This window comes from Alcanivorax limicola, from assembly GCF_019931215.1.
In the GTDB taxonomy this organism is placed as follows: Bacteria; Pseudomonadota; Gammaproteobacteria; order Pseudomonadales; family Alcanivoracaceae; genus Isoalcanivorax; species Isoalcanivorax limicola.
Genome location: NZ_JAIOUB010000001.1, coordinates 920,704 through 946,548 on the forward strand (window position 1 = coordinate 920,704; position 25,845 = coordinate 946,548).

26 protein-coding genes and 1 tRNA gene are annotated in these 25,845 nt (G+C 62.4%); 11 read left to right on the forward strand and 16 right to left on the reverse strand.

Features of this window, described 5'->3' with window-relative positions; all coding sequences use genetic code 11:
• Nucleotides 1-87: 87 nt before the first annotated feature.
• Nucleotides 88-1,461: a CHASE2 domain-containing protein gene (locus K8B33_RS04015; protein ID WP_223423579.1), complete on the forward strand. Its 1,374-nt coding sequence runs from the start codon at nt 88-90 to the stop codon at nt 1,459-1,461.
• 90 nt (nt 1,462-1,551) lie between these two features.
• On the opposite strand, the gene K8B33_RS04020 is transcribed toward K8B33_RS04015, so the two are convergent.
• Nucleotides 1,552-1,974, reverse strand: a complete 423-nt coding sequence (locus K8B33_RS04020; RefSeq protein WP_223423581.1) for a winged helix-turn-helix transcriptional regulator — start codon at nt 1,972-1,974, stop codon at nt 1,552-1,554.
• Nucleotides 1,975-2,075: 101 nt separating this feature from the next.
• On the opposite strand from K8B33_RS04020, the gene K8B33_RS04025 reads away from it, so the two are divergent.
• From K8B33_RS04025 to K8B33_RS04035, 3 genes are all read left to right on the forward strand, one after another.
• Entirely contained in the window at nt 2,076-2,951 is an 876-nt protein-coding gene (locus tag K8B33_RS04025; RefSeq protein WP_223423583.1) for an SDR family oxidoreductase, read from the forward strand.
• Between the two features lie 169 nt (nt 2,952-3,120).
• The gene (locus tag K8B33_RS04030; RefSeq protein WP_223423586.1) at nt 3,121-3,996 is read left to right on the forward strand and encodes a hypothetical protein; all 876 of its coding nucleotides are present in this window, start codon (nt 3,121-3,123) and stop codon (nt 3,994-3,996) included.
• A 94-nt stretch (nt 3,997-4,090) separates the two neighbouring features.
• Entirely contained in the window at nt 4,091-4,405 is a 315-nt protein-coding gene (locus K8B33_RS04035) for a hypothetical protein (RefSeq protein ID WP_223423589.1), read from the forward strand.
• Nucleotides 4,406-4,445: 40 nt separating this feature from the next.
• Here the strand turns inward: K8B33_RS04035 and K8B33_RS04040 are convergent, their stop codons facing one another.
• The 3 genes from K8B33_RS04040 to K8B33_RS04050 all read right to left on the reverse strand — a co-directional run bounded on the left by K8B33_RS04040 (nt 4,446) and on the right by K8B33_RS04050 (nt 6,386).
• Complete coding sequence (locus K8B33_RS04040) at nt 4,446-4,985, reverse strand: hypothetical protein (protein WP_223423591.1); 540 nt, start codon at nt 4,983-4,985, stop codon at nt 4,446-4,448.
• Nucleotides 4,982-5,494, reverse strand: a complete 513-nt coding sequence (locus tag K8B33_RS04045; RefSeq protein WP_223423593.1) for a hypothetical protein — start codon at nt 5,492-5,494, stop codon at nt 4,982-4,984. The genes K8B33_RS04040 and K8B33_RS04045 overlap by 4 nt, the downstream gene beginning before the upstream one ends.
• Nucleotides 5,495-5,606: 112 nt before the next feature.
• Entirely contained in the window at nt 5,607-6,386 is a 780-nt protein-coding gene (locus tag K8B33_RS04050) for a hypothetical protein (RefSeq protein WP_223423595.1), read from the reverse strand.
• A 200-nt stretch (nt 6,387-6,586) separates the two neighbouring features.
• Here K8B33_RS04050 and K8B33_RS04055 point away from each other — a divergent pair, with 200 nt between their 5' ends.
• The 3 genes from K8B33_RS04055 to K8B33_RS04065 are packed head-to-tail and all read left to right on the forward strand — an operon-like array spanning nt 6,587 to nt 8,572.
• On the forward strand, nt 6,587-6,907 hold the full coding sequence (locus K8B33_RS04055) for a hypothetical protein (protein ID WP_223423597.1): 321 nt from the start codon (nt 6,587-6,589) through the stop codon (nt 6,905-6,907).
• 43 nt (nt 6,908-6,950) lie between these two features.
• Nucleotides 6,951-8,102 carry an iron-containing alcohol dehydrogenase gene (locus tag K8B33_RS04060; protein WP_223423599.1) on the forward strand — a complete coding sequence of 384 codons (1,152 nt, stop codon included), beginning with the start codon at nt 6,951-6,953 and terminating at the stop codon, nt 8,100-8,102.
• A complete protein-coding gene (locus K8B33_RS04065) occupies nt 8,102-8,572 on the forward strand; it encodes an acyl-CoA thioesterase (RefSeq protein ID WP_223423601.1) in 471 nt (156 codons plus the stop codon). The genes K8B33_RS04060 and K8B33_RS04065 overlap by 1 nt, the downstream gene beginning before the upstream one ends.
• A gap of 196 nt (nt 8,573-8,768) precedes the next feature.
• Here K8B33_RS04065 and K8B33_RS04070 read toward each other — a convergent pair.
• The 8 genes from K8B33_RS04070 to K8B33_RS04105 all read right to left on the reverse strand — a co-directional run bounded on the left by K8B33_RS04070 (nt 8,769) and on the right by K8B33_RS04105 (nt 16,752).
• A tRNA-Ser gene (locus K8B33_RS04070) sits at nt 8,769-8,859 on the reverse strand.
• A gap of 115 nt (nt 8,860-8,974) precedes the next feature.
• Complete coding sequence (csrA, locus tag K8B33_RS04075; protein WP_223423603.1) at nt 8,975-9,163, reverse strand: carbon storage regulator CsrA; 189 nt, start codon at nt 9,161-9,163, stop codon at nt 8,975-8,977.
• A 188-nt stretch (nt 9,164-9,351) separates the two neighbouring features.
• Entirely contained in the window at nt 9,352-10,587 is a 1,236-nt protein-coding gene (locus K8B33_RS04080) for an aspartate kinase (protein WP_223423606.1), read from the reverse strand.
• A 98-nt stretch (nt 10,588-10,685) separates the two neighbouring features.
• Nucleotides 10,686-13,289 carry an alanine--tRNA ligase gene (gene alaS, locus K8B33_RS04085; RefSeq protein ID WP_223423608.1) on the reverse strand — a complete coding sequence of 868 codons (2,604 nt, stop codon included), beginning with the start codon at nt 13,287-13,289 and terminating at the stop codon, nt 10,686-10,688.
• Nucleotides 13,290-13,446: 157 nt separating this feature from the next.
• Complete coding sequence (locus K8B33_RS04090; protein ID WP_223423610.1) at nt 13,447-13,989, reverse strand: regulatory protein RecX; 543 nt, start codon at nt 13,987-13,989, stop codon at nt 13,447-13,449.
• Between the two features lie 5 nt (nt 13,990-13,994).
• Complete coding sequence (gene recA / locus K8B33_RS04095) at nt 13,995-15,038, reverse strand: recombinase RecA (RefSeq protein ID WP_223423613.1); 1,044 nt, start codon at nt 15,036-15,038, stop codon at nt 13,995-13,997.
• A 162-nt stretch (nt 15,039-15,200) separates the two neighbouring features.
• Nucleotides 15,201-15,707 (reverse strand): CinA family protein, encoded by a 507-nt coding sequence (locus K8B33_RS04100; protein WP_223423615.1) that lies wholly within the window; start codon nt 15,705-15,707, stop codon nt 15,201-15,203.
• Between the two features lie 142 nt (nt 15,708-15,849).
• Nucleotides 15,850-16,752, reverse strand: coding sequence for a LysR family transcriptional regulator (locus tag K8B33_RS04105; RefSeq protein ID WP_223423618.1), 903 nt, complete (start codon nt 16,750-16,752; stop codon nt 15,850-15,852).
• 140 nt (nt 16,753-16,892) lie between these two features.
• Between K8B33_RS04105 and K8B33_RS04110 the strand changes: the two genes are divergently transcribed.
• From K8B33_RS04110 to K8B33_RS04120, 3 genes are all read left to right on the forward strand, one after another.
• Nucleotides 16,893-17,753: a pirin family protein gene (locus K8B33_RS04110; protein WP_223423622.1), complete on the forward strand. Its 861-nt coding sequence runs from the start codon at nt 16,893-16,895 to the stop codon at nt 17,751-17,753.
• A gap of 121 nt (nt 17,754-17,874) precedes the next feature.
• Nucleotides 17,875-19,494 carry a glutamate synthase-related protein gene (locus tag K8B33_RS04115; RefSeq protein ID WP_223423624.1) on the forward strand — a complete coding sequence of 540 codons (1,620 nt, stop codon included), beginning with the start codon at nt 17,875-17,877 and terminating at the stop codon, nt 19,492-19,494.
• On the forward strand, nt 19,491-20,384 hold the full coding sequence (locus tag K8B33_RS04120; protein ID WP_223423626.1) for a bestrophin family protein: 894 nt from the start codon (nt 19,491-19,493) through the stop codon (nt 20,382-20,384). The genes K8B33_RS04115 and K8B33_RS04120 overlap by 4 nt, the downstream gene beginning before the upstream one ends.
• Nucleotides 20,385-20,419: 35 nt before the next feature.
• Here K8B33_RS04120 and K8B33_RS04125 read toward each other — a convergent pair whose 3' ends face one another.
• From K8B33_RS04125 to K8B33_RS04140, 4 genes are all read right to left on the reverse strand, one after another.
• Nucleotides 20,420-21,127 carry a TetR/AcrR family transcriptional regulator gene (locus tag K8B33_RS04125; RefSeq protein WP_223423628.1) on the reverse strand — a complete coding sequence of 236 codons (708 nt, stop codon included), beginning with the start codon at nt 21,125-21,127 and terminating at the stop codon, nt 20,420-20,422.
• A gap of 78 nt (nt 21,128-21,205) precedes the next feature.
• Complete coding sequence (locus K8B33_RS04130) at nt 21,206-22,018, reverse strand: SDR family NAD(P)-dependent oxidoreductase (protein WP_223423630.1); 813 nt, start codon at nt 22,016-22,018, stop codon at nt 21,206-21,208.
• 5 nt (nt 22,019-22,023) lie between these two features.
• Entirely contained in the window at nt 22,024-22,722 is a 699-nt protein-coding gene (locus K8B33_RS04135; RefSeq protein WP_223423632.1) for a hypothetical protein, read from the reverse strand.
• Nucleotides 22,723-22,897: 175 nt separating this feature from the next.
• Nucleotides 22,898-24,142, reverse strand: a complete 1,245-nt coding sequence (locus K8B33_RS04140) for an oxygenase MpaB family protein (RefSeq protein ID WP_223423635.1) — start codon at nt 24,140-24,142, stop codon at nt 22,898-22,900.
• Nucleotides 24,143-24,432: 290 nt separating this feature from the next.
• Here K8B33_RS04140 and K8B33_RS04145 point away from each other — a divergent pair, with 290 nt between their 5' ends.
• On the forward strand, nt 24,433-25,782 hold the full coding sequence (locus K8B33_RS04145; RefSeq protein WP_223423637.1) for a sphingomyelin phosphodiesterase: 1,350 nt from the start codon (nt 24,433-24,435) through the stop codon (nt 25,780-25,782).
• The last annotated feature ends 63 nt before the right edge of the window (nt 25,783-25,845 follow it).

The window sequence follows — 25,845 nt, forward strand, 5'->3', positions numbered from 1 at the left end:
AATTCGCCGCCTTCACCGCCCCCCTCGCCCAAGCGCCGACGCTTGCAGCGTGCGTTCACGCGTGCCGGGCAAGGCCTCAACGCCGGAGTGAGCAGGACAGCGGCAGCGCTGCAGCGGCGCTGGCATGCGCTGTCGCCCTTGTCGCGCCAGTTCTCCGGCAATTTGCTGATTGCCATGCTGGTGTTGTTGGCGTTGCATCTTTTCCAGTCCCATCCGCTGTTGGCGCGCCAGCAATCTGCCGGGCTGGACTGGCTGATGCGCATCACCGCCAACACCGGCACCGCCGAGCATGCCACGCCTTATTTGCTGATTGATCTGGATACGCCGTCCTGGCAGGCACTGGGCGAGCCGTTGTTAACGCCGGCGGATACGCTGGCGCAGGTGCTCTCCCGCCTGATCGACAGCCAGGCGCGGCAAGTGGTGGTGGATTTTGATTTCAGCCGGCGCAGTTTGCGTGATCTGGCGCCCCTGGCGGCCGTGCTGGCACGTTGGCAGGCGACGGAGCATGCGCCGCCGTTGACGCTGATGCGCACAGTGTCGCCGCCCCGGGGCGCTGCGCATTACGGCATGCCCCGCGATACGGTGCTGGATGATCTGTTCCGGGACCTGCCCGCAGGGGGCAACGCGGTCACCTGGGCGGCGCCCTTCTTTGCGCTGGATGCGGATCACCGGGTGCGCCACTGGCGGCTGGTGGAAATCATCTGCCAGGGCGGGCGCACGGCGTTACTGCCTTCGGTGCAACTGGTATCGCTGGCGCGGCAGCAATCGCAGCTCGCGGCGCTGCACACGCAGCTGGCTGCCTGGCCGGGGGCAGCCTGTGACGCGGCACGCCAGCCGGCATTGCCGACGCTGGTGCTGGGCGCACAGACGCTGCATCTGGCCGACGACAAGCTCTCCGAACGCATTCTTTATACCTTGCCCGCCGCACCTGATGACGGCTGGTTCCGGCATGATCATCTGGGCCAGCAAAGCCCGTTCCTGATCCGCATTCCGCTGCAAAGCCTGTTGGGGGACACAGCGCCGCTGGGCGATCATCTGGCGCGGGCGCGCACGGTGGTAATCGGCGCCAGCCATGTGGAATCCGGCGATTTGCATGTCACGCCACTGGGAGAAATGCCCGGGCCGCTGATTCTGATCAATGCCATGCACTCGCTGGAGCGTTTCGGCCAGGCGCGTCCGCCCGCGTGGTGGCAAACGCTACTGGTGACGACGCTGCTGGTGCTGGTGCTGTCGGCTTGTCTGGTATATCTGCCGCCGATGATGGCCAATGTGCTGCCGCTGCTGGTTGTCGTCGCGATTATCGTGCCGCTGAGCATGCTCTGGTTCCGCGCCGGCGTCTGGCTTGATTTCGCGTTGCCGCTGGTGGCGGTAACGCTCTTCCGTTGGGTGAGCCGCGTCCGGCACCTGCAAAAACAACACAGGCTGAAATCGTCTCGTTCCGCTTCCACCCTGGCGAAATAGAGTCGGCCGAAAGAGAGTTTGACCCGGGCTAGCTGGATATCCTGACTAACCGTTCTGGTAAAAATGAGTTCCTTACCCGTCTGATCAGACTCAATTTGACGCATCAAACGCCGAGCGCGCTTGCCGGATATTGTCATGGGCGGCTTCTGCCCAATCCACCAGTTGCGACAAGGGCCCCAGCAAGGATTCACCCAAGGGAGACAACTGGTACTCCACACTGGGCGGTTTGGTTGGAAACACCTCTCGAAAAGCCAGGCCGTCTCTTTCCAGCTGACGCAATGTTTGCGTCAGCATCCGTTTTGAAATGTCAGGCACCCTACGCTGAACCTGGCTGAAGCGCCTGGGTTGTTCGGCCAGGGTCATCAAGATCAATGTGGTCCACTTGTCGCCGAGATGATCGAGAACATCCCTCACCGGACACTTCGAGGCGTCAAAAGGCGCGCTACTCCACCGATTCAGGCGATCAGCAATAGCTTCCCGCGCAGGGGAGTTACTCAGAGGTAACCTGGTCACAAAAAACTGCCTCCTTCCGGATTCGATTAATGGTCTCCATAATAGACCATGCTCCAGATAAAGACCTTCAAAATAGTGTGCAATGTCAGGAAATCATAATCATGACTCAATCTACTACGCGGATACTGATAACAGGTGCGACTGGTCAACTGGGTCGTCTGGTCATTCAGCACTTGATAAAAACCCTGGACCCTTCTCGAATTATCGCCGGGGTCCGGAACCCTGAAAAAGCGACAGAGCTTTCCGGGCTGGGTGTTGTGGTCCGGCGGTTCGACTACGCACAACCAGACACTCTGGATAGCGGTTTGGAAGGGGTCAACAAGCTGTTGTTGATATCCTCCAGTGAAGTGGGCCAGAGAACCGGCCAACACAAGAATGTTATTGATGCTGCACTTCGGGCAAAGGTTTCCTTGTTGGCGTATACCAGTATATTGCATGCCGATACCAACCCTATGCAATTGGCGCAGGAGCACCAGGAGACCGAAGCATATCTGCGGAAGTCTGGCGTGCCGTCAGTGATTTTGCGAAATGGCTGGTACACGGAAAACTACGCAGAAAACATCCTTCCATCGCTGGACCACGGCGCATTGGTGGGCGCCGCCGGGGACGGTCGGATTGCCGCAGCGCCCCGCGCAGACTACGCCGAAGCGGCCGTCGCTGTGCTGACGTCTACCGAACAGCAGGCTGGGCGTACTTATGAGCTTGCAGGTGATGACGCTTTTACGCTGTCTGAACTGGCAGAAGAAGTCAGCCGTCAGTCCGGCCGCCCCTTCCGGTATCAGAACCTGGAAGAAGCTGAATACGCCGGAGTACTGGTCAGCCTGGGCTTACCTGAGGGCTTGGCGAGCATATTGGCTGACAGCGACGTAGAAGCGTCTCGCGGTGCCTTGTTTGACGATGGGCATCAGTTGAGCCGTTTGACAGGGCGCAAAACAACGCCCTATCAAGAAGTCGTTTCCAACGTGTTGAATCAATAGTAGCCTGATCCAACCTTTATCCTGCATCCAACAGTAGAAGCCGCGCTTTTATCTGCCTGACTCCGGGGGCTGGCGGCAACCGGGATTTATCTTCCGTCGGCGCCGATAAGACCGCGAATGCGTTTCCGCCTGGGTCGGTGACAAAGCACTACCGTCAACGGAGAAGAACATGACCATCCTGCATGAAACGTCTCGGCGCAAGCGCTATCCCGCCGGGTATCGGCGCGGGCTAATGGCGCTGCTGCTGTGTTGCGTAGCGCCATTAGCCAGTGCGGCATCGGTGGCCGGTTATGTGCTGGATATTCAGGGTAATGCGGCTGCCGTGCAGGTGGTGCATGAGGGCCAGACGCGGGCGCTGCAGGCACTGGAGCCCTTGTATCCGGGAATGCGCATCACGGTGGCGCCGGGGCAGGCGCGCGCAACGCTGGATCTCAACGGCACCCGGCAGGTTGTCAGTGCGGACAACAGCCCGTTATTGATCAGTGAACCGGACAGCAACCCCGGGGTGGGCGGTAATCTGGTGAGCTGGGCCATGTCGCTGCTGGGCCGCGACGAGGATGTATTGCGCAGCGTGGGCGCGGTGTCTCGGTCAACGCAACATACCCCGATGCCGTGGCTGCCCACGGCAGAGCCGAGCCAGGTGGCGATCGGTGACATGCTGTTTTTTGTCTGGCGCGGGGCGGCACCGCCCGATGTGATTCGCTTGCACCAGGACGGCACACTGATCGCCGAGCACTTCATGCTGCCCGCGTTGCAGCTGGCGCTGTTGCCGTTGCCACCGGTGACGCCCGGTGAGTATGCGCTGACCATCTGCTTCGGTGATGACTGCCGCCGCCATCCGGTGCTGTTTACCGAGGCGCCGTCGCTGCCGCCGGGGGCGCCGGATGCGGCGCCCGGGGACGGCATCGCCGCCACGGATCAGGCGCTGTATCTGTTGCAGCGCGGCGGGCCGTCATACTGGCTCAGCGCGGTGCAGCATATCGCCCGGTATCACCGGGAGCAGCCGCTGGCTGAGGCGTTGTTTCTCAACATCAGCGGGCGCTGACGTTCAACGAAGTGTTCAATCCGTGATATCGCTCCCTCCAAGGTGTTGGGCCATGATTTTCGTGGCGCATTGACAACACAAAAGGAGTCTAGCGATGAAACGTCTCACCCAGAGCATTCTGCTTGCCGTGATTTCCCTGCTGCTCGCGTCCACCGGCATGGCCGACGCCCCGGCACCTGTTGACCCCACAGCCCAGCAACTCGCCAGTGAGATCCGCACACTGGAAGAACAGCTGCTGATCAAGAAGGCCGAGTACCAGGAGCACATTTCAAACCAGAAACTGCTGGAAAACGACGACGTGCGGATGCGCGGCCGCAGCAGTGCCAGTCAGTGTTCCTACCAGTGCAACCTGCGCCATCGTGATGATCATTACATGTGGAGCCAGTGCTTCAGGGCATGTACGAGATAACACGTACGCCGACGCGCCATACTCGCAGAGAGGCCCCGGGTTACGCCCGGGGTGGCGCTGATTCGCTATGTCGCTTGAGGTGCAGGTACAGCAAGCGGCCGCTTTCCGGGTCGAACAGTAGATCAATATCGTAATCTCCCAGCTGGCGCTGACGCAGCCGCTGCATTTCGCGCTGGCTCAGTTGTCCCAGCGCTCTCAGATAGCGCGCGCCTTCGATCACCGCCTTGATCTCCAGCATGCCCAGTGAGCGCATCTGCACGGAATCATCCCAGGCCACCAGTTTCACCCCACTGCCCCGCTCTGCGGCGCCATCTACCAGTGCGGCGATATCGGCGGGGAGTTTGTTGATGCTGGTGTCCTGGCCGGGGAAGTCGATCAGTAATCGGTCCGGTTGCTGGCGCAGTGTGCGGTAAAACTCTGCATTGAAGTCGCCAGCGAAAAGATAGGTGATGCGTGCCGGGCCTTCTGTTGCGGCGGTTTCCGGGGATGCCTCTGGCGGCGTGTGTGATGAGGACCCGGGCCAGGCAGCACAACCTGCCAGCAGCAGGCACAACAGCGGGATCAGGGCCAGCCGGTTCATTGCCGTTCTACCAACAGCAGTTGCACCACGCCTGCGGTGTCCGGGTCCACGCGCATTTCCACGTCGTAGCCGCGGTAGGGATTGCCGCGCATCATGCGCGATACGGTGCCGCGGCTGGTGAGCAGTTGCTCCAGGCCGTCCACGGCGCGGCTGAAATCGCGCACACCGCCGACCACGGCATCCAGGCCGCGGTCCCGCACATCAGGCTCTGGTGCCGTGACCATGACGCGAATATCGCCACCGGCATCGCGCACGCTGTTCAGCATGCGATTGATACGATCCGGCAGGGCATTGGCACTGACTTTGCCGCCCACAAACAGCACTTCGTAATCGCCGCCGCGATGCAGCTGCGTGTTCAGCTGCGTCAGAAACACGTCGGCATCCACAAAGATCAGGCGCTCGGGGTGCTCTGCCTCATCATCATAGGCCAGCGCAGGGGCCTGCCATGACAGGCCGCCTGCCACGAGCGCGCCGCTCAACACTACCCGACCAAGCCATCTGCTTTTCATGCTGAAACTCCCGGCAAATCCATACCATCGGAACCTGACAAGGGTACTACTATTTCTTCAAAGGTCGCACCTGCGATGCAGCGCTATCGATCCAGTGCATTAGTCCAGCGAATCAATCCAGCACCACCAGTCCACAGGTCACCATCATCTGCCGAATGCGCTCACCCAGCCTGCCCGTGTGCAGCACAGCAAATTGCCCGGTCACCGGATCGGACAGCATCAGGCCGCGATCGTCTGCCAGTTGTTCTGTCACAAGGTCCAGCGCCGCCCGGCCGCTGTCTGATTTCGCTTCATTGCGGCATTGCCGCTCCAGGTAGCAGTCCGCATATCCCCAGGTTGGTGGGCCGCCGACCAGCCGCTGCGGCCAGCGAGACAGTGGCATGTCGCCCAGTGACAGCTGGGCGTGGTCGGAGATATCGTCGCTGGAGAGCGCCGAGTTCTGGAACGAGACGCTGAATGAAGACAGGCGCAGGTTGTCAGCGTTACCGGACGCCAGGGCGTCGTGGCGCCAGTGTGTGCTCAGCGTAAGGGTGCCGCCGGCGCCCTCTTTGCCCTGCAGGGTCTCCACGCCATCTGCCTTGATGGCGATGCCGGTTACTGCCGCTTGCAGGGTGTCATCCGAGATGCGATCGCCGGGCAAGCGGATACCGGCTGCGGCAAAGGCGTCCAGCAGCAGCTGTTCGTCCTGCCGCAGCGCCTGCTCGTCCACCCCGGCGTGCAGGGTGCCGTTGACCACCAGGGTGCCATCGGGGCAGAACCCCATCAGGTCCGATGGCGCCGACACCGCGCCTGCGCTGAGCATCAGCAGTGGTATGCCCAGCCACTGTCTGTTCAGCCACGGTCCGTTCAGCGATCCGGCGCGTATCCGTCCGATGCGTGTTGTCTTATCCATTCGTCGCCCCCATTACGCTGGTAGCGTCACCGTTATAGTGCCGCCGTTGTAGTGTCACCTCTGGGTAAGAGGGACTCACGGCCCGGGAACGACACCCGGGCGTTTCATACACTGCTGGCCGCTGTTAGCGCTCCATGATCAGGTTGGATAGACTGAACAGGACAGACTGACACGCCGCCGCAACCAGTATCGGACAGCCCATGAACCGCCCTCACCTGCAAAACCCCGCCCCCGCCAACCCGATCGTGCGCCTGCTGATGTTCGTCGGCGCCACGGTGATGCTGGCCCTGTCACTGTTTCTCGGGGCCATGATCTTTCTCGTGCTGTTGGGGCTGGGCCTGGTCCTGGGTCTGGTGCTGATGGCGCGGGTATGGTGGATACGCCGTAAACTGATCGCCGCCCATGAGGCCATGCGGCAGCGTCAGGGCGGCAGTCAGGGCGGCGGCCCGTACACTCAGCGCCCCGGCAGCCCGGACAACCGGGGCGACGTGATAGAGGGCGAATATCGCCGGGAAGAGTAACTGCGACCAACCGCTACACGCCGCGACAACAAGAGAGCACGCTATGACAGCCTTCAGTTTTACCACCACGCGCAGCCTGATCTGCGAACCCGGGTCCAGCATGCGCCTGCCAGCGCTGGCCGCTGAACTGGGCATGCAGCGCCCCTGCATCGTCACGGACGGGGGCATTCTGGGCAGCGGCCTGCTGACGCCTATCGACGCCGCGTTCAAGGACGCCGGCATGCCGGTCTCGCTGTTTTCGGACGTGGTGGCTGATCCGCCGGAATCGGTGGTGCAGGCGGCGCTGGCCGCCGCCCGTGACGGTGATTGCGATGGCGTGATCGGCTTCGGCGGCGGCAGCGCGATGGACACTGCCAAGCTGGTGGCCCTGCTGCTGACCGGCGAGCAGACGCTGGCCGAGGTCTATGGTGTGGGCAATGCCAAAGGCCAGCGGCTGCCGTTGATCCAGGTGCCGACGACCGCAGGCACCGGCTCGGAAGTCACGCCCATCGCCATCGTCACCACCGGCGAAACCACCAAGCAGGGGGTCGTGGCGCCGCAGCTGCTGCCGGATCTGGCGGTACTGGATGCCAACCTGACCCTCGGCTTGCCGGCGCCGGTCACCGCCGCCACCGGCATAGATGCCATGGTGCATGCCATCGAGGCCTACACCAGCCGCCATCGCAAGAACCCCTATTCCGACATGCTGGCGCGGGAAGCGCTGCGCCTGCTGTCTGCCAACATCGAAATCGCGGTGCATGACGGCAGCAATGTCGCCGCGCGCTCGAACATGCTGCTGGGCGCCATGCTCGCAGGCCAGGCGTTCGCCAATGCGCCGGTGGCGGCGGTACACGCGCTGGCCTACCCGCTTGGCGGGATTTATCACATCCCCCACGGCCTGAGTAATGCGCTGGTGCTGCCCCATGTCATGCGCTTCAACGCCCCTGCCGCCCGGGAAGCCTACAGTGAGCTGGCGCCGTTGATCCTGCCGGCAGGCGCGCCGGTGTCGGATGATCCGGTGGAGCAGTTGATCGATTACCTGGTGGCGCTGGCCGCCAAGGTCGGCCTGCCACCGCGCCTGCGGGATGTGAACGTCCCCGAAGACGCCATTGCTCGCCTGGCGGCTGACGCCATGCTGCAGCAACGGCTGCTGGTGAATAATCCCCGTGACGTCAGCGAGGCGGATGCCATCGCTATCTACAAGGCGGCCTGGTGATGACGGCAGCAAACAACGGCCCGGCCGCCCGCAAACCTGTCGGCCGCCGCGAGGACTACGGCTATTTCACGCCGATCACCACGCGCTGGCATGACAACGACATTTACGGCCACATCAACAATGTGACCTATTACAGTTACTTCGATTCTGTCGCCAACCACTTCCTGATCCACGAGGGCGAGCTGGATATCCACGAAGGTGCGGTGATCGGCATGGTGGTCAGTTCGGGCTGCAATTACCATGCGGCCCTTGCCTATCCGGACCGTCTGGAAGGCGCGCTGCGGGTCAATCGGCTGGGTAATTCGTCGGTGGAATATGGCGTGGCGGTGTTTCGGGAAGGTGAGGATACGGCGGCGGCTGAGGGGCATTTTACCCATGTGTTTGTGGATCGTGGGACGCGGCGGCCGGTGGCGATGCCTGAGGGGTTGCGGGGGGCGTTAGGTGGATTGCTGGTGGGTAGTGATGGGTAGTGGTGAGCAAGACTGAGGGCTTTGGGGGCGCGTTGCGCCCCTGAGGGAGGGATTGATTCGCCCGCTTGCGGGCTCACCCCTTCGGGGCGCACTGTGTGCGTCCTGCGCCGCTGCGCGGCTTGTCGAACGGAGGGTTCGAATCCCTCCCTCACCGCCAGACACAAAAAAGCCCGCAATATGCGGGCTCTTTTGTGTCTGGCGGTGAGGGAGGGATTCGAACCCTCGATACGCTATTAACGTATACTCCCTTAGCAGGGGAGCGCCTTCAGCCACTCGGCCACCTCACCGTATTTTGTGTCGCTGTCGTACGGCGCGCATGATAACACTTTCGTGATGAAATCCCAGCCCCTGAGCAGCAATAATGCCATTCCGCATTAATGTGGTCAGGGGGCCGCCTGAAAATCAGACAGGATCGCCATCCGTTGTCTTTTCATGCTGGATGCGCATGTAGATTTCTTCGCGGTGTACAGCGACTTCTTTCGGTGCGTTGACACCAATACGTACCTGGTTTCCTTTTACCCCGAGGACGGTCACGGTGACATCGTCACCCACCATCAGGGTCTCACCTACTCGCCGGGTAAGAATAAGCATAACAATCCCTCCTGGGTCCTTTCGGTCAATAATGAGCGCAAATCCGTTTCCGGAAGGTCTGATGCTGCCATGCTTGTTCCTTGGCATGGCGTTCCCGCATCAAACCTTCTGGACGGGAGGCATAGTATGCAATATGCCACCCCTGATGTCTCGCTGCCAGTATTGACAGCCAGTACTGACAGGGAGAATCAAGCGTTGGCTGTCGGGTCCTTGTCCAGCTCAAAGGCGGAGTGCAGGGCGCGCACTGCCAGCTCCAGGTACTTTTCAGCGATGACCACAGACACCTTGATTTCAGAGGTGGAGATCATCTCGATATTGATGCCTTCCACCGCCAGAGCTTCGAACATCTTGCTGGCGACACCGGCGTGGGAACGCATGCCGACACCCACCAGCGACACCTTGGCGATCTTGTCATCGCCAATGATCTCGGGGTTGCCCAGCTCTTCAGAGGCGTTGCGCAGGGCTTCCTGGGCGCGCTTGAAGTCATTGCGGTGTACGGTGAAAGTGAAGTCGGCAGCGCCGTCTTTACCCACGTTCTGCACGATCATGTCCACTTCGATATTCGCCGCGCTGACCGGGCCGAGGATCTTGTAAGCGATGCCCGGGGTATCCGGCGCGCCACGTACGATGATCTTGGCTTCATCACGGGTAAAGGCAATCCCGGAAATAACCGGCTTTTCCATATCAACCTCGTCTTCGACGGTAATCAGCGTGCCAGGGCCATCCTTGAAGCTGGACAGGACGCGCAACGGCACATTGTATTTGCCCGCAAACTCCACCGAGCGGATTTGCAGCACCTTGGAACCCTGGCTGGCCATCTCCAGCATTTCTTCGAAGGTGATGGTGTCCAGGCGACGGGCGTTATCCACGACACGGGGGTCGGTGGTGTAGACCCCGTCCACGTCGGTGTAGATCTGGCACTCATCCGCTTTCAGGGCAGCCGCGAGGGCCACGGCGGTGGTGTCGGAGCCACCACGGCCGAGGGTCGTGATGTTGCCTTCGGCATCCACGCCCTGGAAACCGGCCACGACAACCACGCGCCCGGCGTCCAGATCCGCACGCATGCGGTGAGCATCGATGTCCTCGATACGCGCCTTGTTGTGGTAGCTGTCGGTGAGGATGCGCACCTGCGCGCCGGTGTAGGAGCGCGCTTTCTGGCCGCGCTCGTTCAGGGCCATGCTCAACAGGGCAATGGTCACCTGCTCACCGGTAGACACGAGCACGTCGAGCTCGCGCGGGGTGGGCTGCTGGGAAATGCTGGATGCCAGCTCGAGCAGGCGGTTGGTCTCGCCGCTCATGGCGGAGACGACCACGACAACGTCGTCGCCGCGCTCACGGAAGCCCGCTACCTTCTCGGCAACGGCCTGAATACGCTCGGCGGAACCCACGGAGGTGCCGCCGTACTTCTGCACAATAAGGGCCATAAAGGGAACCAATCCGCAAAAAAGAACGGCGTACTTTACCATCTCGCCGGCAAGGTTGCATGAGGGCGCGCGCAGATGTCACGCGCGCCGGGGGCGATTCAGCCCTTCTGACGGGCGCGCGCCCAGTCCGCAACACTCTCCAGCGCCGCCGGCAGTGCCGCCACGTCGCTGCCGCCGCCCTGGGCCATATCGCCCCGGCCACCGCCTTTGCCGCCGATCTGGCTGGCCACATACCGCACCAGGTCACCAGCCGGATAGTCGCCTGCCAGGTCTTTGGTGACGCCGGCGACCAGGCTGATCTTGTCGCCCTCCACCGCTGCCAGCAGGACAACCGCAGAACCGAGCTTGTCCTTGAGCTTGTCGATGGCCGTGCGCAGGGTCTTGGCATCGGCGCCGTCCAGTTGGCTGGCGACAATATTGACGCCGTCGATGTTCTGCGCCTGGGCAGAGAGGTCGTTGCCGGTGCCGGAGGCCAGCTTCTGCTTGAGGCGTTCGATTTCCTTTTCCAGTTCGCGGGCGCGGCTGACCAGCTGTTCAACGCGAGCGGCCGCCTGCTCCGGCGATGCCTTGACCGTCGCGGCAACGCGGGACACGGTGTCGGCAAGGCGCTTCACCTCCGCCAGTGCATTGTCGCCGGTCACCGCTTCGATCCGGCGTACGCCCGCCGACGAGGCGCCTTCCAGCGTAATGCGGAACAGACCGATGTCACCGGTGCGCGCCACATGGGTGCCGCCACACAGTTCTTTGGAAAATGCCGCTTCGCCCATGGTCAATACGCGCACTTCGTCATCGTATTTTTCACCAAACAACGCCATGGCGCCGGCCGCGCGGGCGGCATCAATATCCATCAGTTCCGTGCTGACCGGCAGGTTCGCCAGAATATGCGCGTTGACGATGCCCTCGATCTCGGCAATCTGCTCGGCCGTCACACTGCCGCCATGGGAAAAATCGAAACGCAAATAGTCCGGGCCGACCAGCGAGCCTTTTTGTGCAACGTGATTGCCCAGCACCTTGCGCAGTGCGGCGTGCATCAAGTGCGTAGCCGAGTGATTGCGCATGACCGCCTGGCGGCGACGGGTGTCTACGCGGGCTGCGACCTTGTCGCCGGTCTTCAGCGTGCCGGCTTCGAGTTTGCCCAGATGCACATGAGCCGCCTGGCGTTTGCGTGTATCACTGACAACAAACCGGGCATCGCCGACGGACAGCACACCGGTGTCGCCCACCTGGCCACCGGACTCGGCGTAAAACGGTGTGCGTTCCAGCACCACCATGCCATCTTCGCCGGCGTTCAACTGGTCAACAGCCTCGCCGTTCCGGTACAGCCCGACAACAGCTGCCTGATCATCCAGCAATTCATAACCGGAAAACTCGGTGCTGGCATCAATCTGCAAACGGTCGTTGTAATCACTGGCAAACGAATCGGCGCCGCGGGCACGCTCGCGCTGTGCTGCCATGGCGACATCGAAACCGGCTTGGTCGATGCGCAGGTTTTTCTCCCGCGCGACATCGGCGGTGAGATCCGGCGGGAAGCCGTGGGTGTCGTACAAGGTGAACACCACATCGCCGGGGATCACATCGCCGTCCAGCGTGGCCACGGCCTGCTCCAGCACTTTCATGCCCTGGGCTAGGGTGCGACCAAACTGCTCTTCTTCGGCTTTCAGTGCTTTCTCGATGCGCGCCTGTTCTGCGCGCAGTGTCGGGTAGGCATCACCCATCTGTTCTACCAGTGCAGCAACCAGCGTATGGAAAAACAGGCTTTCGCAACCGAGTTTGTGCCCGTGGCGCAGTGCGCGGCGAATGATGCGGCGCAATACATAACCGCGACCTTCATTGGACGGAATCACGCCGTCGCAAATCAGGAAACTGGATGAGCGGATATGGTCGGCGATAACGCGCAGGGATTTTTCTTCAAGGTCGTCTGTTCCCGTCGCTTTCGCAGCCGCTTTGAGCAGCGCCTGGAACAGGTCGATCTCGTAGTTGGAATGCACGCCCTGCAATACCGCTGCGATGCGCTCCAGGCCCATGCCGGTGTCCACCGATGGTTTCGGCAGCGGCTTGAGCTCGCCGTCGGGCTGGCGATCGTATTGCATGAAGACCAGGTTCCAGATCTCGATGTAGCGATCCAGATCATCGCCCTCGGAACCCGGCGGGCCACCGGGCACGTCCGCCCCGTGGTCATAGAATATTTCGGAGCAGGGACCGCAGGGGCCGGTATCGCCCATCTGCCAGAAGTTGTCTTCGTCCAGGCGCGAGAAGCGTTCGGCGCTGACGCCCATCTCCTTCAGCCAGATATCCGCCGCTTCATCGTCGGACACGTGCACCGTGACCCACAGCCGTTCCGCCGGCAGCTTCATTTCGACCGTCAGGAATTCCCAGGCAAACTTTATCGCTTCGCGCTTGAAGTAGTCGCCGAAGCTGAAGTTACCCAGCATCTCGAAGAAGGTGTGGTGACGGGCGGTGTAGCCGACGTTCTCCAGGTCGTTGTGCTTGCCCCCGGCACGGACGCAACGCTGGCTGCTGGTCGCGCGGGTGTAATCCCGCTTCTCACGGCCGAGGAATACATCCTTGAACTGGTTCATGCCCGCATTGGTGAACAACAGGGTGGGATCGTCAGCGGGCACCAGCGAGCTGGATGGCACGATAGCGTGGCCCTGGCGGGCGAAGTAATCCAGAAAGGCCTGGCGGATGTCGGCGCTCTTCATAAGTCTCGCAGCACAGTGTCAAGGATTCAGGGACCGGCAGTATACCGGGGACCGGCCCATGATTCGATTGTCTGGTGCGGATTGTCTGGTGCGGATTGTCTGGTGCGGATTGTCTGGGGCGATTTTCTGGGGCTGTGTGTCTGGCTCGGTGCCCAGATCAGTTGATATGACCGTCGTCCTCGTCATACTCGGCACCGGATGCATCCAGCGCGGCGAAACATTGGTCACCGGTAAAGCCCCGATATTGCAGAAAGCGCAACTGGCGGGCCTTGTCCTTGATGTCTGCGGGGGGGGCATCGCCGAAGCGACGGCGACGCAGATCGGCGGCCAGGGCGAACCAGTCACAACCGCCCTGCTCCGCCTCGCTGATGGCCTGCTCTGCCAGCACGGTGGCAATACCCTGCTGCTGGAGCGTCTGCCGGATGCGCAATGCGCCGTGGCCACGCTCGATGCGGCTGCGCACCAGCATGCCGGCATAGCGTTCATCGTTGAGGAAATTCATGTCTTCCAGCCAGTCCAGCACGGGCTCCACCGGAGCACCGTCACCGAACTTGCGCCGCAATCGCTGAGCCAGCTCGGCGCGCGCGAACTCGCGCCGACCCAGCATATTGAGCGCGGTGCTGCGGAGATCGGCTTCAGAGGGCGGCTCGCGTGCCGCCTCGTCCTGCCCTGCGGCCCTGCCGCCCCGCCAGCCCGCCACCGATATTACTCTTCGGTGGCTTCAGTCTCGGCCGCTTCCGCTGCCGGCTCACGCGGTGCGAGCGGCGGCAACAGCTTGGCGCGGATCTGGCTTTCGACTTCGTTGGTGATGGCCGGGTTTTCGCGCAGGAAGTCGCAGGCGTTCTGCTTGCCCTGGCCGATCTTGTCGCCGTTGTAGGCGTACCAGGCACCGGATTTGTCGATCATGCCCAGCTGCACGCCCATATCGAGGATTTCACCCAGATTGTTGATGCCGCTGCCGTAGAGAATCTGGAATTCGGCTTGCTTGAACGGGGGCGACACCTTGTTCTTGACCACTTTGACCCGGGTCTCGTTGCCAACCACTTCGTCGCCCTGCTTGACCGCGCCGATACGACGGATGTCCAGACGCACAGACGAGTAGAACTTGAGGGCGTTACCGCCGGTGGTGGTTTCGGGGTTGCCGAACATGACGCCGATCTTCATACGGATCTGGTTGATGAACACCACCAGACAGTTGGCGTTCTTCACCGAGCCGGTGATCTTGCGCAGCGCCTGGCTCATCAGACGGGCCTGCACGCCGACGTGATGGTCGCCCATCTCGCCTTCGATTTCTGCTTTCGGCACCAGGGCGGCTACGGAATCCACCACCACCATGTCCACGGCGCCGGAGCGCACCAGCATGTCGGTGATTTCCAGAGCCTGCTCACCGGTATCCGGCTGGGACACGATCAGATCGGCCACGTTGACGCCCAGCTTCTCGGCGTAATCCGGGTCCAGAGCGTGCTCGGCATCAATAAAGGCACAGGTGGCACCCTGCTTCTGGGCCTGGGCAATGGTGGAGAGCGTCAGTGTGGTTTTACCGGAGGATTCAGGGCCGTAGATCTCGACGATCCGGCCTTTGGGCAGGCCGCCAATGCCCAGTGCCACATCCAGCCCCAGGGAGCCTGTGGAAATGGACGGCATGCGCTCGCGCTTCTGATCGCCCATACGCATGACAGAGCCTTTGCCGAACTGCCGCTCGATCTGGGACAGTGCGGCGCCGAGTGCCTTGGCCTTGTTATCTTCCATTTCCGAATCCTCATCTGATCTGAATGTCTGCTGTGAAAGGCAGGGCCGTAGTGCGGAACGCTTACCGTAAGGTTGGTCGTAACGCTGACCGTAACGACAGCACTGGCCTGATGAACAGTATTCTGCCTGTGTGCAGGGAGCGCTGCAACCCCCCTGCTGAAATCACGCTTGTGACACCCCGGGTACCCGTTCCAGGATGCCTTCCAAAGCCGTCTTGACCGTCGCTGCGCGCACCGCTGCACGATCGCCGCCAAGCACATGCCGGGCAACATCGGTCACCACAGCATCGCTGCCCTGCTCACGCCGGGCCCAGGCGAACCAGACCGTGCCCACCGGCTTGTCGGTACTGCCGCCATCCGGCCCGGCAATGCCGCTGACCGCCACGGCAATATTCACCGGGCTACGGGCCAGCACGCCCTCGGCCATGGCCCGTACCGTGGCCTCGCTGACCGCACCGTGCTCAGCCAGCACAGATGCCGGCACGCCCAGCAGGCGCATTTTCGCCGCATTGGAATAGGTCACAAAGCCGGAATCAAGCCATTCGGAACTGCCGGCAATGTCCGTCATTGCCGCAGCGATACCGCCGCCGGTGCAGGACTCCGCCGTAGCCATTGTCCAGCCCGCCGTCTTCAGTGCAAGCCCGGTTCGCCGGGCCAGGTCTTGTTGCATGACACGTCACGCCTCATTGATGCGAACAGGGTTGAAGCATAACGCGCGCCACACGAGGCGTATGCAGGAAATCAGCCTGTTGTCCTGTAAGCGTTCCGCTATTTGCCTGCCATACTTTCCATACGTGCCCTGTGAGAAGACATTAATCCTCATCGAAAGACGCGTAGAACGTTACCAGCTGGTCAAGAAAGGCCCGCACGGACGGCAACAGACCACGGCGCGACGGGTAAACGGCGTGGATGATATCCCGCTGTGGCATCCAGTCAGGCATGACCCGCAGCAGGCTGCCGCGCTGCAGTTGCTCCTGAACGATGAGTATCGGCAGGTGAATCAGCCCGAGACCCGCCTCGGCGGCACGACACAAGGCCATCATGTCCGTGGTCACCAGGCGTGGCCGCAGCGGCACCTCGACGCGCGCACCACCGGGACCGTGCAGCACCCAGACATGCTCCTGCTGCGGCACGCCCCAGCCGAGCGTCGGCCAGCGATCCAGCTCATCCGGCGACACCAGGGGGCCGTACTGCGACACCAGTGCCGGACTGGCCACCAGGCAACGTCCGCGGTCAGACAGCACCCGGGTCACCAGCTCGCTGTCCTCCAGTTCGGGGCGGGCCCGCAGGGCCACATCCACGCCTTCACCCAGCACATCCACGCGCCGGTTGGTGGCCTCCAGATGCACCGTCACCTGCGGATACTGCTGCATGAACGCCGCCAGCAGGTCGCTGATATGCACATGCAGCAAGCTCGTCGGGCAGGTCACGCGAATCACGCCGCGCGGCTCGGCGCGCACCGCCTCGATGGATTCCTGCGCCGCCTCGGCCTCCACCAGCATGGCCTTGCAATGGGCATAATAGGTCTGCCCGACATCGGTCATGGAAAAGTGGCGCGTAGAACGCCGGATCAGGCGCACACCCAGGCGTTCCTCCAGGGCGGCAATACGGCGGCTCAACTTCGACTTGGGCACGCAGATCGCCCTTGAGGCGGGCGCAAAGCCCCCGTGATCCACTACCTGTACGTAATAATAGAGGTCGTTAAGGTCCTGCATGGCCGCTCACCATTCTGTACTCACTGTTCTATTTTCACTGTTCTATAAATGAAACGCTGATACCCGAAATCGAATACTACACGGGCTTTACCAACGCAAATAGGATGACTCTCAACACACTTGCTCACCAGGAGGGCACCATGAAACGCGTGCAAGGTATCTATTCCGCCCCCGGCCGCCATTGGGTGGGCGACGGTTTCCCGGTGCGTTCGCTGTTCGACTATCAGGGGCGCGCCGACAGCAGAAGTCCGTTTCTGCTGCTGGACTATGCGGGCCCGGCGCAGTTTCCGGCGGCGGAGCGGCCGCGCGGCGTCGGCCAGCACCCGCACCGGGGTTTCGAGACGGTGACGGTGGTCTATGCCGGCGAAGTGGCGCATCGCGACTCCACTGGCGAGGGCGGCATTATCGGCCCCGGCGATGTGCAGTGGATGACCGCCGGCCACGGCATTGTTCACGAGGAGTTCCATTCCCCGGCCTTCACCGCCAGCGGCGGTGATCTGGAAATGGTGCAGCTGTGGGTCAACCTGCCCGCCCGGGACAAACTCACGCCAGCGGGTTATCAGGGCCTGCTGGATGCGGACATCCCGCGCGTGGCGCTGGCCGAAGGTCAGGCCCGGCTACGCATCATTGCCGGGGAGTACAGCGGCCACCGTGGTCCGGCACGCACCTTTACGCCGGTCAATCTGTGGGATCTGTCGCTGGCCGCCGGCACTGACGTCACGCTCGATCTGCCCGCTGGCCACACCAGCATGATCGCCCTGCTCAAAGGCACCGTGCAGGTGAACAGCGAGCTGGCCCGCGAGGTGTCGCTGATCGAGCTCAGCCGTGACGGTGATGCGGTACGGCTGGAAGCCAATAACGACGCCAAACTGCTGGTGATGACCGGCGCGCCGCTGGACGAACCTGTGGTGGGTCACGGCCCCTTCGTGATGAACAGCGTTGAGGAAATTAACCAGGCCATTCACGATTACCAACGTGGCGCCTTCGGTCGTATCGACTGACATGCCACTGACCTGGAAGGCTGACAGGTTATACGTTATGCCCTGCACCGGCCGCGCATGCGGCCGGCTGCACTGGGCTTACGATGGCGCTTGCGCTTGAACCCCGGGAAGGATCGCTACCATGAATAAAGTCAAAGTCGCCGACTGGGCGCAACTGCAACCGGAAGTCCCGTTTCGTGCCCGTGTTGCCAATGTCGACCTGATCGTGATTCGCTGGCCGGACGCCGAAGAGGTCTCCGTGCTGTTTGGCCGCTGCCGCCATCGCGGCGCCCTGATGGCGGATGGCGCGGTGAGCGGCGACACCGTGCAATGCACCTTGCACGGCTCCACTTACCGCTATCGCAGCGGCCGCAATGTGCATTATCCGGGCGTTGATCTGCAACGCTTCCAGGCCTGGATCGAGGGCGGCGCGGTCTGGGTAGATGAAGAGGAAATTGCAGCCTGGGAGCAAAAGAACCCGCAAAAATATGATCGCGATGCCTACCTGGGCGACTACGCCGACTTCAAGGGCACCGAAGACGAGCCCCATGTAAAGATGATTCAGAGCCTGGCCGAGCACGGCCTGGAAAAAGTGGGCCACCATGGCCCCATGGCGGCCATGGGCGTACCCGCCCACACCCTGCCCCGCTGGGACGATCTGCAACTGCTCACCGCCCAGTTGCAACGGCCTCCGCTGCTGGACGACGAACCGGTGGGCACCGACGTGGTGATCGGGCCGAACAGTCGCAAGCCCCTGCGCCTGGCGACACCGCTGATGGTGTCTGACATGAGCTTTGGTGCGCTGTCAGAGGAAGCCAAGCTGGCCCTCGCCATGGGCGCCGAGTTGGCCGGCACCGGCATCTGTTCCGGCGAAGGCGGCATGCTGGACGGCGAACAGGCCGCCAACAGCCGGTACTTTTATGAACTGGCCTCAGCCCGCTTCGGCTTCAGCATGGACAAGGTGCAGCGTTGCCAGGCATTTCACTTCAAGGGCGGCCAGGCGGCCAAGACCGGCACCGGCGGGCACCTGCCCGGCAACAAGGTAGTGGATCGCATCGCTGAGGTACGCGGCCTGCAACCCGGCGAAGCCGCCGTGTCCCCGGCGCGTTTTCCAGACTGGACCACACCGGCGGATTACCGCGACTTCGCCGACCAGGTGCGCGAGGCCACCGGCGGCATTCCCATCGGCTTCAAGCTCTCGGCCCAGCATATCGAGCGCGATATCGACGCGGCCCTGGAAGCCACGGCGGACTACATTATTCTGGATGGCCGTGGTGGCGGCACCGGTGCGGCGCCGACACTGTTCCGCGACAACATTTCCGTCCCCACCGTTCCGGCCCTGGCCCGTGCCCGGCGCCATCTGGACCGCTGCCAGCGCCCGGACGTCACGCTGATTATCACCGGCGGCCTGCGACTGCCCGCAGACTTCATCAAGGCGCTGGCACTGGGCGCTGATGTGGTGGCGCTGTCCAACTCGGCCCTGCAAGCCATCGGCTGCCTGGGCATGCGCGCCTGCAACAGCAACAACTGCCCGGTGGGCATCGCCACCCAGAAAGCCGACCTGCGTCAGCGTCTGGAAGTGGAACGCTCCGCCCGTCGCCTGGCCAATTTCCTGCACGCCTCGACGGAGCTGATGCAGGTGATGGCCCGCGCTTGCGGTCATCGCCATGTGGCCGACTTCAATGCCGAGGACCTGACCACCTGGAAGCGGGACATGGCTGACCTCGCCGGGGTGGCCTTTGGTGGAGTGGGCGCCGCATGATCGTCACCAACCGTATCTCGCTGCGCAAGCTGGTCGGCTTTACCTGGCCGCAACTGCTGATCCTGCTGGTGTTTACCGTGCTGGCGTGCAGCGCTATCCGGCTGGTGCCGCAGGAGCTGCTCAAGGCACTGTCGTTTGCCACCGGCTTTCTGGGTACGGCACTGGCGTTTCTGATCGGCTTTCGCAACAACACCGCCTATGGCCGCTGGTGGGAGGCGCACAAGATCTGGTCTGCCCTGAAATATGAAACCCGCAACTTCGGCCTGCTGGTACAGAGCCTGAGCCAGGCCGATGCGATCACCCAACGGCAACTGCTGCATCGCCAGGCGGCCTTCGCCTGGCGCCTGAACCGCTTTCTGCGCCGGCTGCCCGCCGGCGCCGAGGAAGCGGGCCTGCTGGGTAAGGAGGAAGCGACACAGATCGAAACCCGGCAGAACCCGCCGCTGGCGATCCTCGACCTGCAAAACCAGACCCTGCGACAACTGGCTGCCGACGGCCAGCTGGACAGCTACCGGCTGGTGACGTTGACCGAACGGCTGACCCGCTTCAATGAAGCGCTCGGCAGCTGCGAGCGACTGAAGAAAACCCCCTTCCCGATGCAGTACACCTGGTTCATGCGCTACACGCTGGTGGTGTTTCTGTTCCTGCTGCCGATCAGTCTGGCGGGGCATCTGGGCTACTGGAGCCTGCCATTTTCGCTGATCATCGGCTGCGCCTACATCATGCTGGAATACGTGGGCCGCTATATCGAGACACCGTTTGAAAACCAGGTCAACGATGTGCCCATGGACTATCTCTCGCGCACGGTGGAAATCGACCTGCGTGAAATGCTCGGCGAAACCGAACTACCGCCACCGGTCAAACCACGCGGCTTGGGTTATCTCTATTGATGTGACATGGCGCCGGCATTGCTGTCGCCGTTGCGCTACTCCTGTGGTGCGCGCGCCTTGCCCGCCAGTACCGCGCCTTCGCCGACACACACCCACAGCGCAGCCAGGTCTTCGATCAATGCCTGGCGGGTCAGCGCCACGCCGCCATCCAGCCAGGACAGAATGACCTCGATGCTGCCGCCCACCAGCAAGGCGGACGCCACGTCCGCCACCGGGTGTGCGCCGGATGCCTGATGATGCTCATGGCCGTAGGCGGCCAGCGCGCTGGCGAGGCCCTTGATCGCATTCTTGCGATGCGCGGCAGCGCGGGGGCTGTCGGACACTTCGGTAAACAGGACGCGCGCCCGGCGCGGGTCGTCAAGCAGGAAGCCCACCACCACATCCAGTGTCTCGTGGGCCAGCTCATTGACGTTGCGCCCTGCCTCGTTGGCTCGGCGGGCCGCGTCAAAGGCGATGGCGACCAGTTGCTCACAGATGTCGTCCACGACTGCCGCCGCCAGATCATCCAGGGTGGCGAAGCTCTCATAGAAATAACGTTTGTTCAGGCCCGCATGCCGGCACAGTTTGTCGATGGTCATCTGCCGCCAGCCGTCATCCGCCAGCATGACAAACGCGGCGTCCAGCAAGCGCTGTCGCCGCCCTCTGGCCCGCTCTTTTGCTGAAGCGCCCTGATAGGCACGCGCCGGTACGGCATCGCTCTGCATGGCGTTCCCTTTCGGGTTGGCGCGGGTATCTGATGGCATGGCAAGACCTGTGAGCCCGAAACAACAGCATGATACAAGCTGCCATCCCGAGCCGACAGGCCCGCCCGCGCCACCGCTTCAGTCGGTTGCGGACCCGGATGCCAGGGTTTTGCGCAGGCCTGCGGTGATCCGCCTCTCGGCGCCGACCACGCGTTTGATACGCGCCGCCAACCGGTCAGGTATCAACGCTTCCAGCGCGCCGACCGGCTTCACCCAGCGCGGCAAAGTAACTTCCGCCTGGCCGTGCTTGCAGGAGGCAACGATTTCCGCCGCTACCGCTGCCGCATCCAGTGTCGGCACGCCACGAATATCGAGTTGCTGTGTGATGTGCGTATGCACGGCCGCCGGGAAAATGCTGCTGATGGTGATATCACTGTCGAGGATTTCTGCGCGGACGGCCCGTGACAGCGCGGCAACGGCGAACTTGGTTCCCGAATACACCGCCGCCCCCGGCACACTGATCTTGCCCGCCATGGAGGACAGGTTGACGATATGCCCCTGCCCCTGTGCGAGCATCTCGGGCAGCACCAGATGCATGCCATTCACCACGCCAACCAGGTTCACCGCTATTTCCTGATGCAGCCCGGCAAGATCCTGCTCGTAAAATCGCCCGGTGCGCATGATGCCGGCATTATTGACCAGCACTCTCACCGGGCCGTCTTCCCGCGCTTGCGCCAGGAAGCGCTCGAAATCCTCGACCCGGGTGACATCCAGCTGGCAGGGTTTGACCTGTTTGCCCAGTCTTTTGGCTGCCTTGTTGACGGCCGCGGCATCGATGTCGCCGATCCACACCGTCGCGCCACGCTGCGCCAGCGCTTCCGCTGTTGCATAGCCAATCCCGCGCGCACCGCCGGTCACACATGCCACGGCGCCCTTCAGATCAATGGCCATATTGCTTACCCCCGTGGCCGACGACTGGCGAAGTAACCCACCACACGAAAACCGTTCTTCTCTCGCAGAATGGCTCTGCCCAGGCAGACACCAGGCACGATCTCCACCATTTCATCCCGCGTGCGCGGCAACACAATCGGGTTCTTGTCGGCGGGATTGTCATAGGCGATAGACATCACCTCCTGCTCCGGCGAGACCGGCGAAGGCTCGATGGCGATATCAAAATGAAAACCGATCAGCTCACCGCCCTTGCTTTCGAAGCGGTAGCCGGGCATCACTGCCAACATCGGCAGCCTGGCGCCCCGGGTGAGCCGGTTATAGCCCCGGCGGGTCTGCATATCGAAGGTCTTGCCCGCCCAGCCGATGCCGCCGGCAAGCCGCCCGACACGCACCAGCCGGTCCACCGCATCCAGCCACAGGGTGCCGTAAAGCCCGAGCACCATGCCCTCGCAATCACCCTGCACACTGTCCACTGCCGGGGTATAGCCCTGGGCAAACAGCCAGCCCAGCGCGTGGTGGGTGTCCAGCGACCTGAACTCGCTCAGCCACTCCCAGACTTGCGCCTCAGCCTCGGCGGGGCGGTCTTCCGCCAATCGCCGAAGGGCGCTCAAACGTTGCGCATTGCCCTGAAACTGCCCGGGGGCGGGCGCCGCCAGGCCCTCTTTCGCTGCGGTGACATTGGCCATCTTGCTAGATCCTCTCATCAGGTTATCGTTGTCTTTCAATTCTGGTACATGGAAGTACCAGATGATTGAGCAAGATCCCCTGGCGGGTCAAGCCGGATCACAGCAAGAGAAACAACAACATGGATTTTGTGTGCGCGCGTGCACCTATTGCACTGCGTCAGGTCAGGGTCAAAACCGCCTTACTGACGCCGCTTCATTTGATATGCGCAGGATGCTCCGGCGACGGCTGAATGATGGTCGCCTGCCGGTCGCCGAAGTACTCCTGCAACTGCTGCCGCTGCCGCAAGCGATCCCGCTGAGCCAGCGCCTCGATGGCTTTGGCGCCGCGCACACGGCAGATCAGCACGCGCAGGAAACGCCACGGAGCCGTAATCGCCGGGAACCAGGGCAGTATCCACCAGGGCAGGCCCAGCAGGCGCCGCTCGCGCAGGCCCAGAATCAACGACGAATTGCTCAGATGCACCTGGTAGCGCCACCAGGCCAGCAAACGCGGCCAGCGGCTGGCGGGCGGTGGAAGGCGCTCTAACGGCTCATCCCGCAAGGCACTGCCGAGCAGATGGATCTTGTCATCGGGACACCGATGCGTCAGGAAGGTGTGGTACAGCTTGCGCAGGCCGTCGCGCTCGGTGACGGCAAGACGCGCTTCATCCACCCCCATGAGCCAGCCGATATAGCGCCACAGGTGCATGGACGCGGCCGACGCCTGGCGGCTGGGCAACACCCCGAACAGGCGACCGCCGCTGAGCGCGACAGGCCCGAACGCCAGATACGTCGATTGCATGTCCACCTGATTGATCGGCACGCCCCAGCGCGGCTGATCCCAGTCATCGCGGGCGCTGAGATGGCGACGTATCAGCGCGTGTACCAGACGTACACGCAGGGTGGTGATAAAGCCCTGGCCGAAGCGCGACATCCCGTCCGGTTCGGTGACATCATAAAGCCAGGTTCCGGTTTCCCCCAGGCGACGGGAGGTATGCCGACTGAGCTCCCCCGCGGGCGCCAGCACCTGATTCATGCTGTTGAAGTAGACATAGCCGCCCATCAGCGCCATGTCTCGCAACACGTAAAAACCCACCTGTCCACCTATATGCGCCGCCTGGGCGCCCTGCGCCAGCAGGTCCCGATCCAGCCAGGCAGGTGGCTGCTCCACGCCGGCAAAAAAATCCCGCAACACCGCAGGCGGGTCGGTCAGTGTCTCGATACCCTGTGTGAGGGCCTGCTCGAACTGGCGTCGTTTCTCTGCCGTGGCGCCGCGGCACAACCACTCGACCACGGCATCCATGGCGGGATCGCCGCGTTGCAGCGCAGCCAGCACGGCTTGCCACTCGTCCGGGGACGGAGTCAGGGCGCGGCCCATCAATAACCTGCCCGCCAGCGTCAACAGACGCGGTCGCTGCACGGCCTTCCAGGGCATGGCTCGGGTGGGTGGTGCTTGCATGATTCCTCCATAACCTGACAAGAAAGGCCTGACAGAAAGACCTGACAGGTAAAGTGTCGCCGACCGGATCTTGAGATTATGCGGCAAACCTAGCACTTTCGTTCTGGCCACGCCCACACCCGATCGGGAAAATCCACAACTATCCGATCCCCGTTTACTCTTCACCCCGATCAACCGTCACCGAGTGAACAACAGTCCACTGGCCCGCCGGTCATCCGATAGCGCTTTATCTGGCACGCTCGTTCATGTAAATAAACGGCAACTAAAAAAACAACATCAGGGGACTCTCTATGCGCAACCTAGCCATGCGCAATCTACGCATTCTGCTGACGCTGTGCCTGGCGCTGCTTGGCAGCCAGGCGGTGGCAGACACTTATATCTTTGTCACCAACAGCACGCCGGACACCGTCACGGTCTCCGTCAACCACCACGGCACCGCCACGCTGACGCAAGGCAGCCAGTGGGAACAGGAAGCCACCAGCATCGGCCCCTACGAGACCAAAAGAGTGCTGCGCTATAACCGCTTCTGGGGCGTGACGCGCAACAGGATCTTCAATTTCGACACCACCGTGTCTTCCGGCACCTCGTCCGTCGTGCTCAAGCAGACCATGGTGGGCACCTGGACCGGCAGCAATATCCAGCACGGCGCCAGTGGCCCCGGGTTTTCCTCTCCCTGGTTCAGCGATCGCAACGTGCACACCTACAGCCACAGTTATGACACGCGGCCGTCCAGCACCGCGTTCAAGGCGGAGCTCACCGGTGGCTACGATGACTTTTATTATGTGATTACCAACGACACACTGGCGGAACCGCTGTCCGGCGATGACGCGTTGAAAGTGCTCAGCTACAACATCTATGCCCTGCCCCTGGTGGCCAGCAAGATCAGCGAGCGTCTGGCCGAACTGCCGAACCACCTGAGCGGCTATGATGTCATCCTGTTCCAGGAGGCCTTCTCGTCCACCCGCGACAGCATGCTGTTGGCGCTGGCGTCGGAATACCCGTACCAGACGCATGTGCCGAAAATTCCTTACAGTGGCATCAACGTGTTCGACAGCGGCGTGCTGATCATCAGCCGTTACCCGATTGTGAATACGGATGACTTTATCTACCCCGACTGCACCGGCACCGATTGCTTCGCCGATAAAGGCGTGATCTATGCCGAGGTGATCAAGGACGGCAAGGCGTACCACCTGACCTCCACGCATACGGCATCGTTTGATACCGCAGCGGCCCGCGCCTTGCGCCAGGTGCAGTTCCAGCAGATTCGCGCGCTGGTGGACAACCAGAACATTCCGGCCTTTGATGCGGTGCTGATGGGCGGCGACTTCAATGTGAACAAGCTGATCTGGCCGCAGGATTACGCCGACATGCTGACCAACCTGAACGCCACCGATCCGGTAAGTACCGGCTATACCGCATCCACGTTCGACCCGCGCATCAACGTGCTGGCCGGGGCGGCCGGGTCCGGCGGCGACACGGTGGAGTATCTGGATTACGTGGTCTATGCCAACGACCACCGCCAGCCGGTGCAGTCGCGCAACGATGTGCGCATCAAGCGCGCCGCCACCGCGCCGTTGTTCCACACCCGGGATCTGTCGGATCACTTCCCGGTCATGGGTGAGTTCGAGTTCGCGCCGTGAAGCGTGCTGCTTCCGCACTACTGATCACGGCTGCCCTGGCAGCCGTGGTCTTTATGGTCTCCC

Excerpts from the sequence above, each read along its gene's own strand:
- K8B33_RS04025 (WP_223423583.1), top strand. The coding sequence starts at position 2,076 with ATGACTCAATCTACTACGCGGATACTGATAACAGGTGCGACTGGTCAA.
- K8B33_RS04030 (WP_223423586.1), top strand. The coding sequence starts at position 3,121 with ATGACCATCCTGCATGAAACGTCTCGGCGCAAGCGCTATCCCGCCGGG.
- K8B33_RS04035 (WP_223423589.1), top strand. The coding sequence starts at position 4,091 with ATGAAACGTCTCACCCAGAGCATTCTGCTTGCCGTGATTTCCCTGCTG.
- K8B33_RS04040 (WP_223423591.1), bottom strand. The coding sequence starts at position 4,985 with ATGAACCGGCTGGCCCTGATCCCGCTGTTGTGCCTGCTGCTGGCAGGT.
- K8B33_RS04045 (WP_223423593.1), bottom strand. The coding sequence starts at position 5,494 with ATGAAAAGCAGATGGCTTGGTCGGGTAGTGTTGAGCGGCGCGCTCGTG.
- K8B33_RS04050 (WP_223423595.1), bottom strand. The coding sequence starts at position 6,386 with ATGGATAAGACAACACGCATCGGACGGATACGCGCCGGATCGCTGAAC.
- K8B33_RS04055 (WP_223423597.1), top strand. The coding sequence starts at position 6,587 with ATGAACCGCCCTCACCTGCAAAACCCCGCCCCCGCCAACCCGATCGTG.
- K8B33_RS04060 (WP_223423599.1), top strand. The coding sequence starts at position 6,951 with ATGACAGCCTTCAGTTTTACCACCACGCGCAGCCTGATCTGCGAACCC.
- K8B33_RS04065 (WP_223423601.1), top strand. The coding sequence starts at position 8,102 with ATGACGGCAGCAAACAACGGCCCGGCCGCCCGCAAACCTGTCGGCCGC.
- csrA (WP_223423603.1), bottom strand. The coding sequence starts at position 9,163 with ATGCTTATTCTTACCCGGCGAGTAGGTGAGACCCTGATGGTGGGTGAC.
- K8B33_RS04080 (WP_223423606.1), bottom strand. The coding sequence starts at position 10,587 with ATGGCCCTTATTGTGCAGAAGTACGGCGGCACCTCCGTGGGTTCCGCC.
- alaS (WP_223423608.1), bottom strand. The coding sequence starts at position 13,289 with ATGAAGAGCGCCGACATCCGCCAGGCCTTTCTGGATTACTTCGCCCGC.
- recA (WP_223423613.1), bottom strand. The coding sequence starts at position 15,038 with ATGGAAGATAACAAGGCCAAGGCACTCGGCGCCGCACTGTCCCAGATC.
- K8B33_RS04100 (WP_223423615.1), bottom strand. The coding sequence starts at position 15,707 with ATGCAACAAGACCTGGCCCGGCGAACCGGGCTTGCACTGAAGACGGCG.
- K8B33_RS04105 (WP_223423618.1), bottom strand. The coding sequence starts at position 16,752 with ATGCAGGACCTTAACGACCTCTATTATTACGTACAGGTAGTGGATCAC.
- K8B33_RS04110 (WP_223423622.1), top strand. The coding sequence starts at position 16,893 with ATGAAACGCGTGCAAGGTATCTATTCCGCCCCCGGCCGCCATTGGGTG.
- K8B33_RS04115 (WP_223423624.1), top strand. The coding sequence starts at position 17,875 with ATGAATAAAGTCAAAGTCGCCGACTGGGCGCAACTGCAACCGGAAGTC.
- K8B33_RS04120 (WP_223423626.1), top strand. The coding sequence starts at position 19,491 with ATGATCGTCACCAACCGTATCTCGCTGCGCAAGCTGGTCGGCTTTACC.
- K8B33_RS04125 (WP_223423628.1), bottom strand. The coding sequence starts at position 21,127 with ATGCCATCAGATACCCGCGCCAACCCGAAAGGGAACGCCATGCAGAGC.
- K8B33_RS04130 (WP_223423630.1), bottom strand. The coding sequence starts at position 22,018 with ATGGCCATTGATCTGAAGGGCGCCGTGGCATGTGTGACCGGCGGTGCG.
- K8B33_RS04135 (WP_223423632.1), bottom strand. The coding sequence starts at position 22,722 with ATGAGAGGATCTAGCAAGATGGCCAATGTCACCGCAGCGAAAGAGGGC.
- K8B33_RS04140 (WP_223423635.1), bottom strand. The coding sequence starts at position 24,142 with ATGCAAGCACCACCCACCCGAGCCATGCCCTGGAAGGCCGTGCAGCGA.
- K8B33_RS04145 (WP_223423637.1), top strand. The coding sequence starts at position 24,433 with ATGCGCAACCTAGCCATGCGCAATCTACGCATTCTGCTGACGCTGTGC.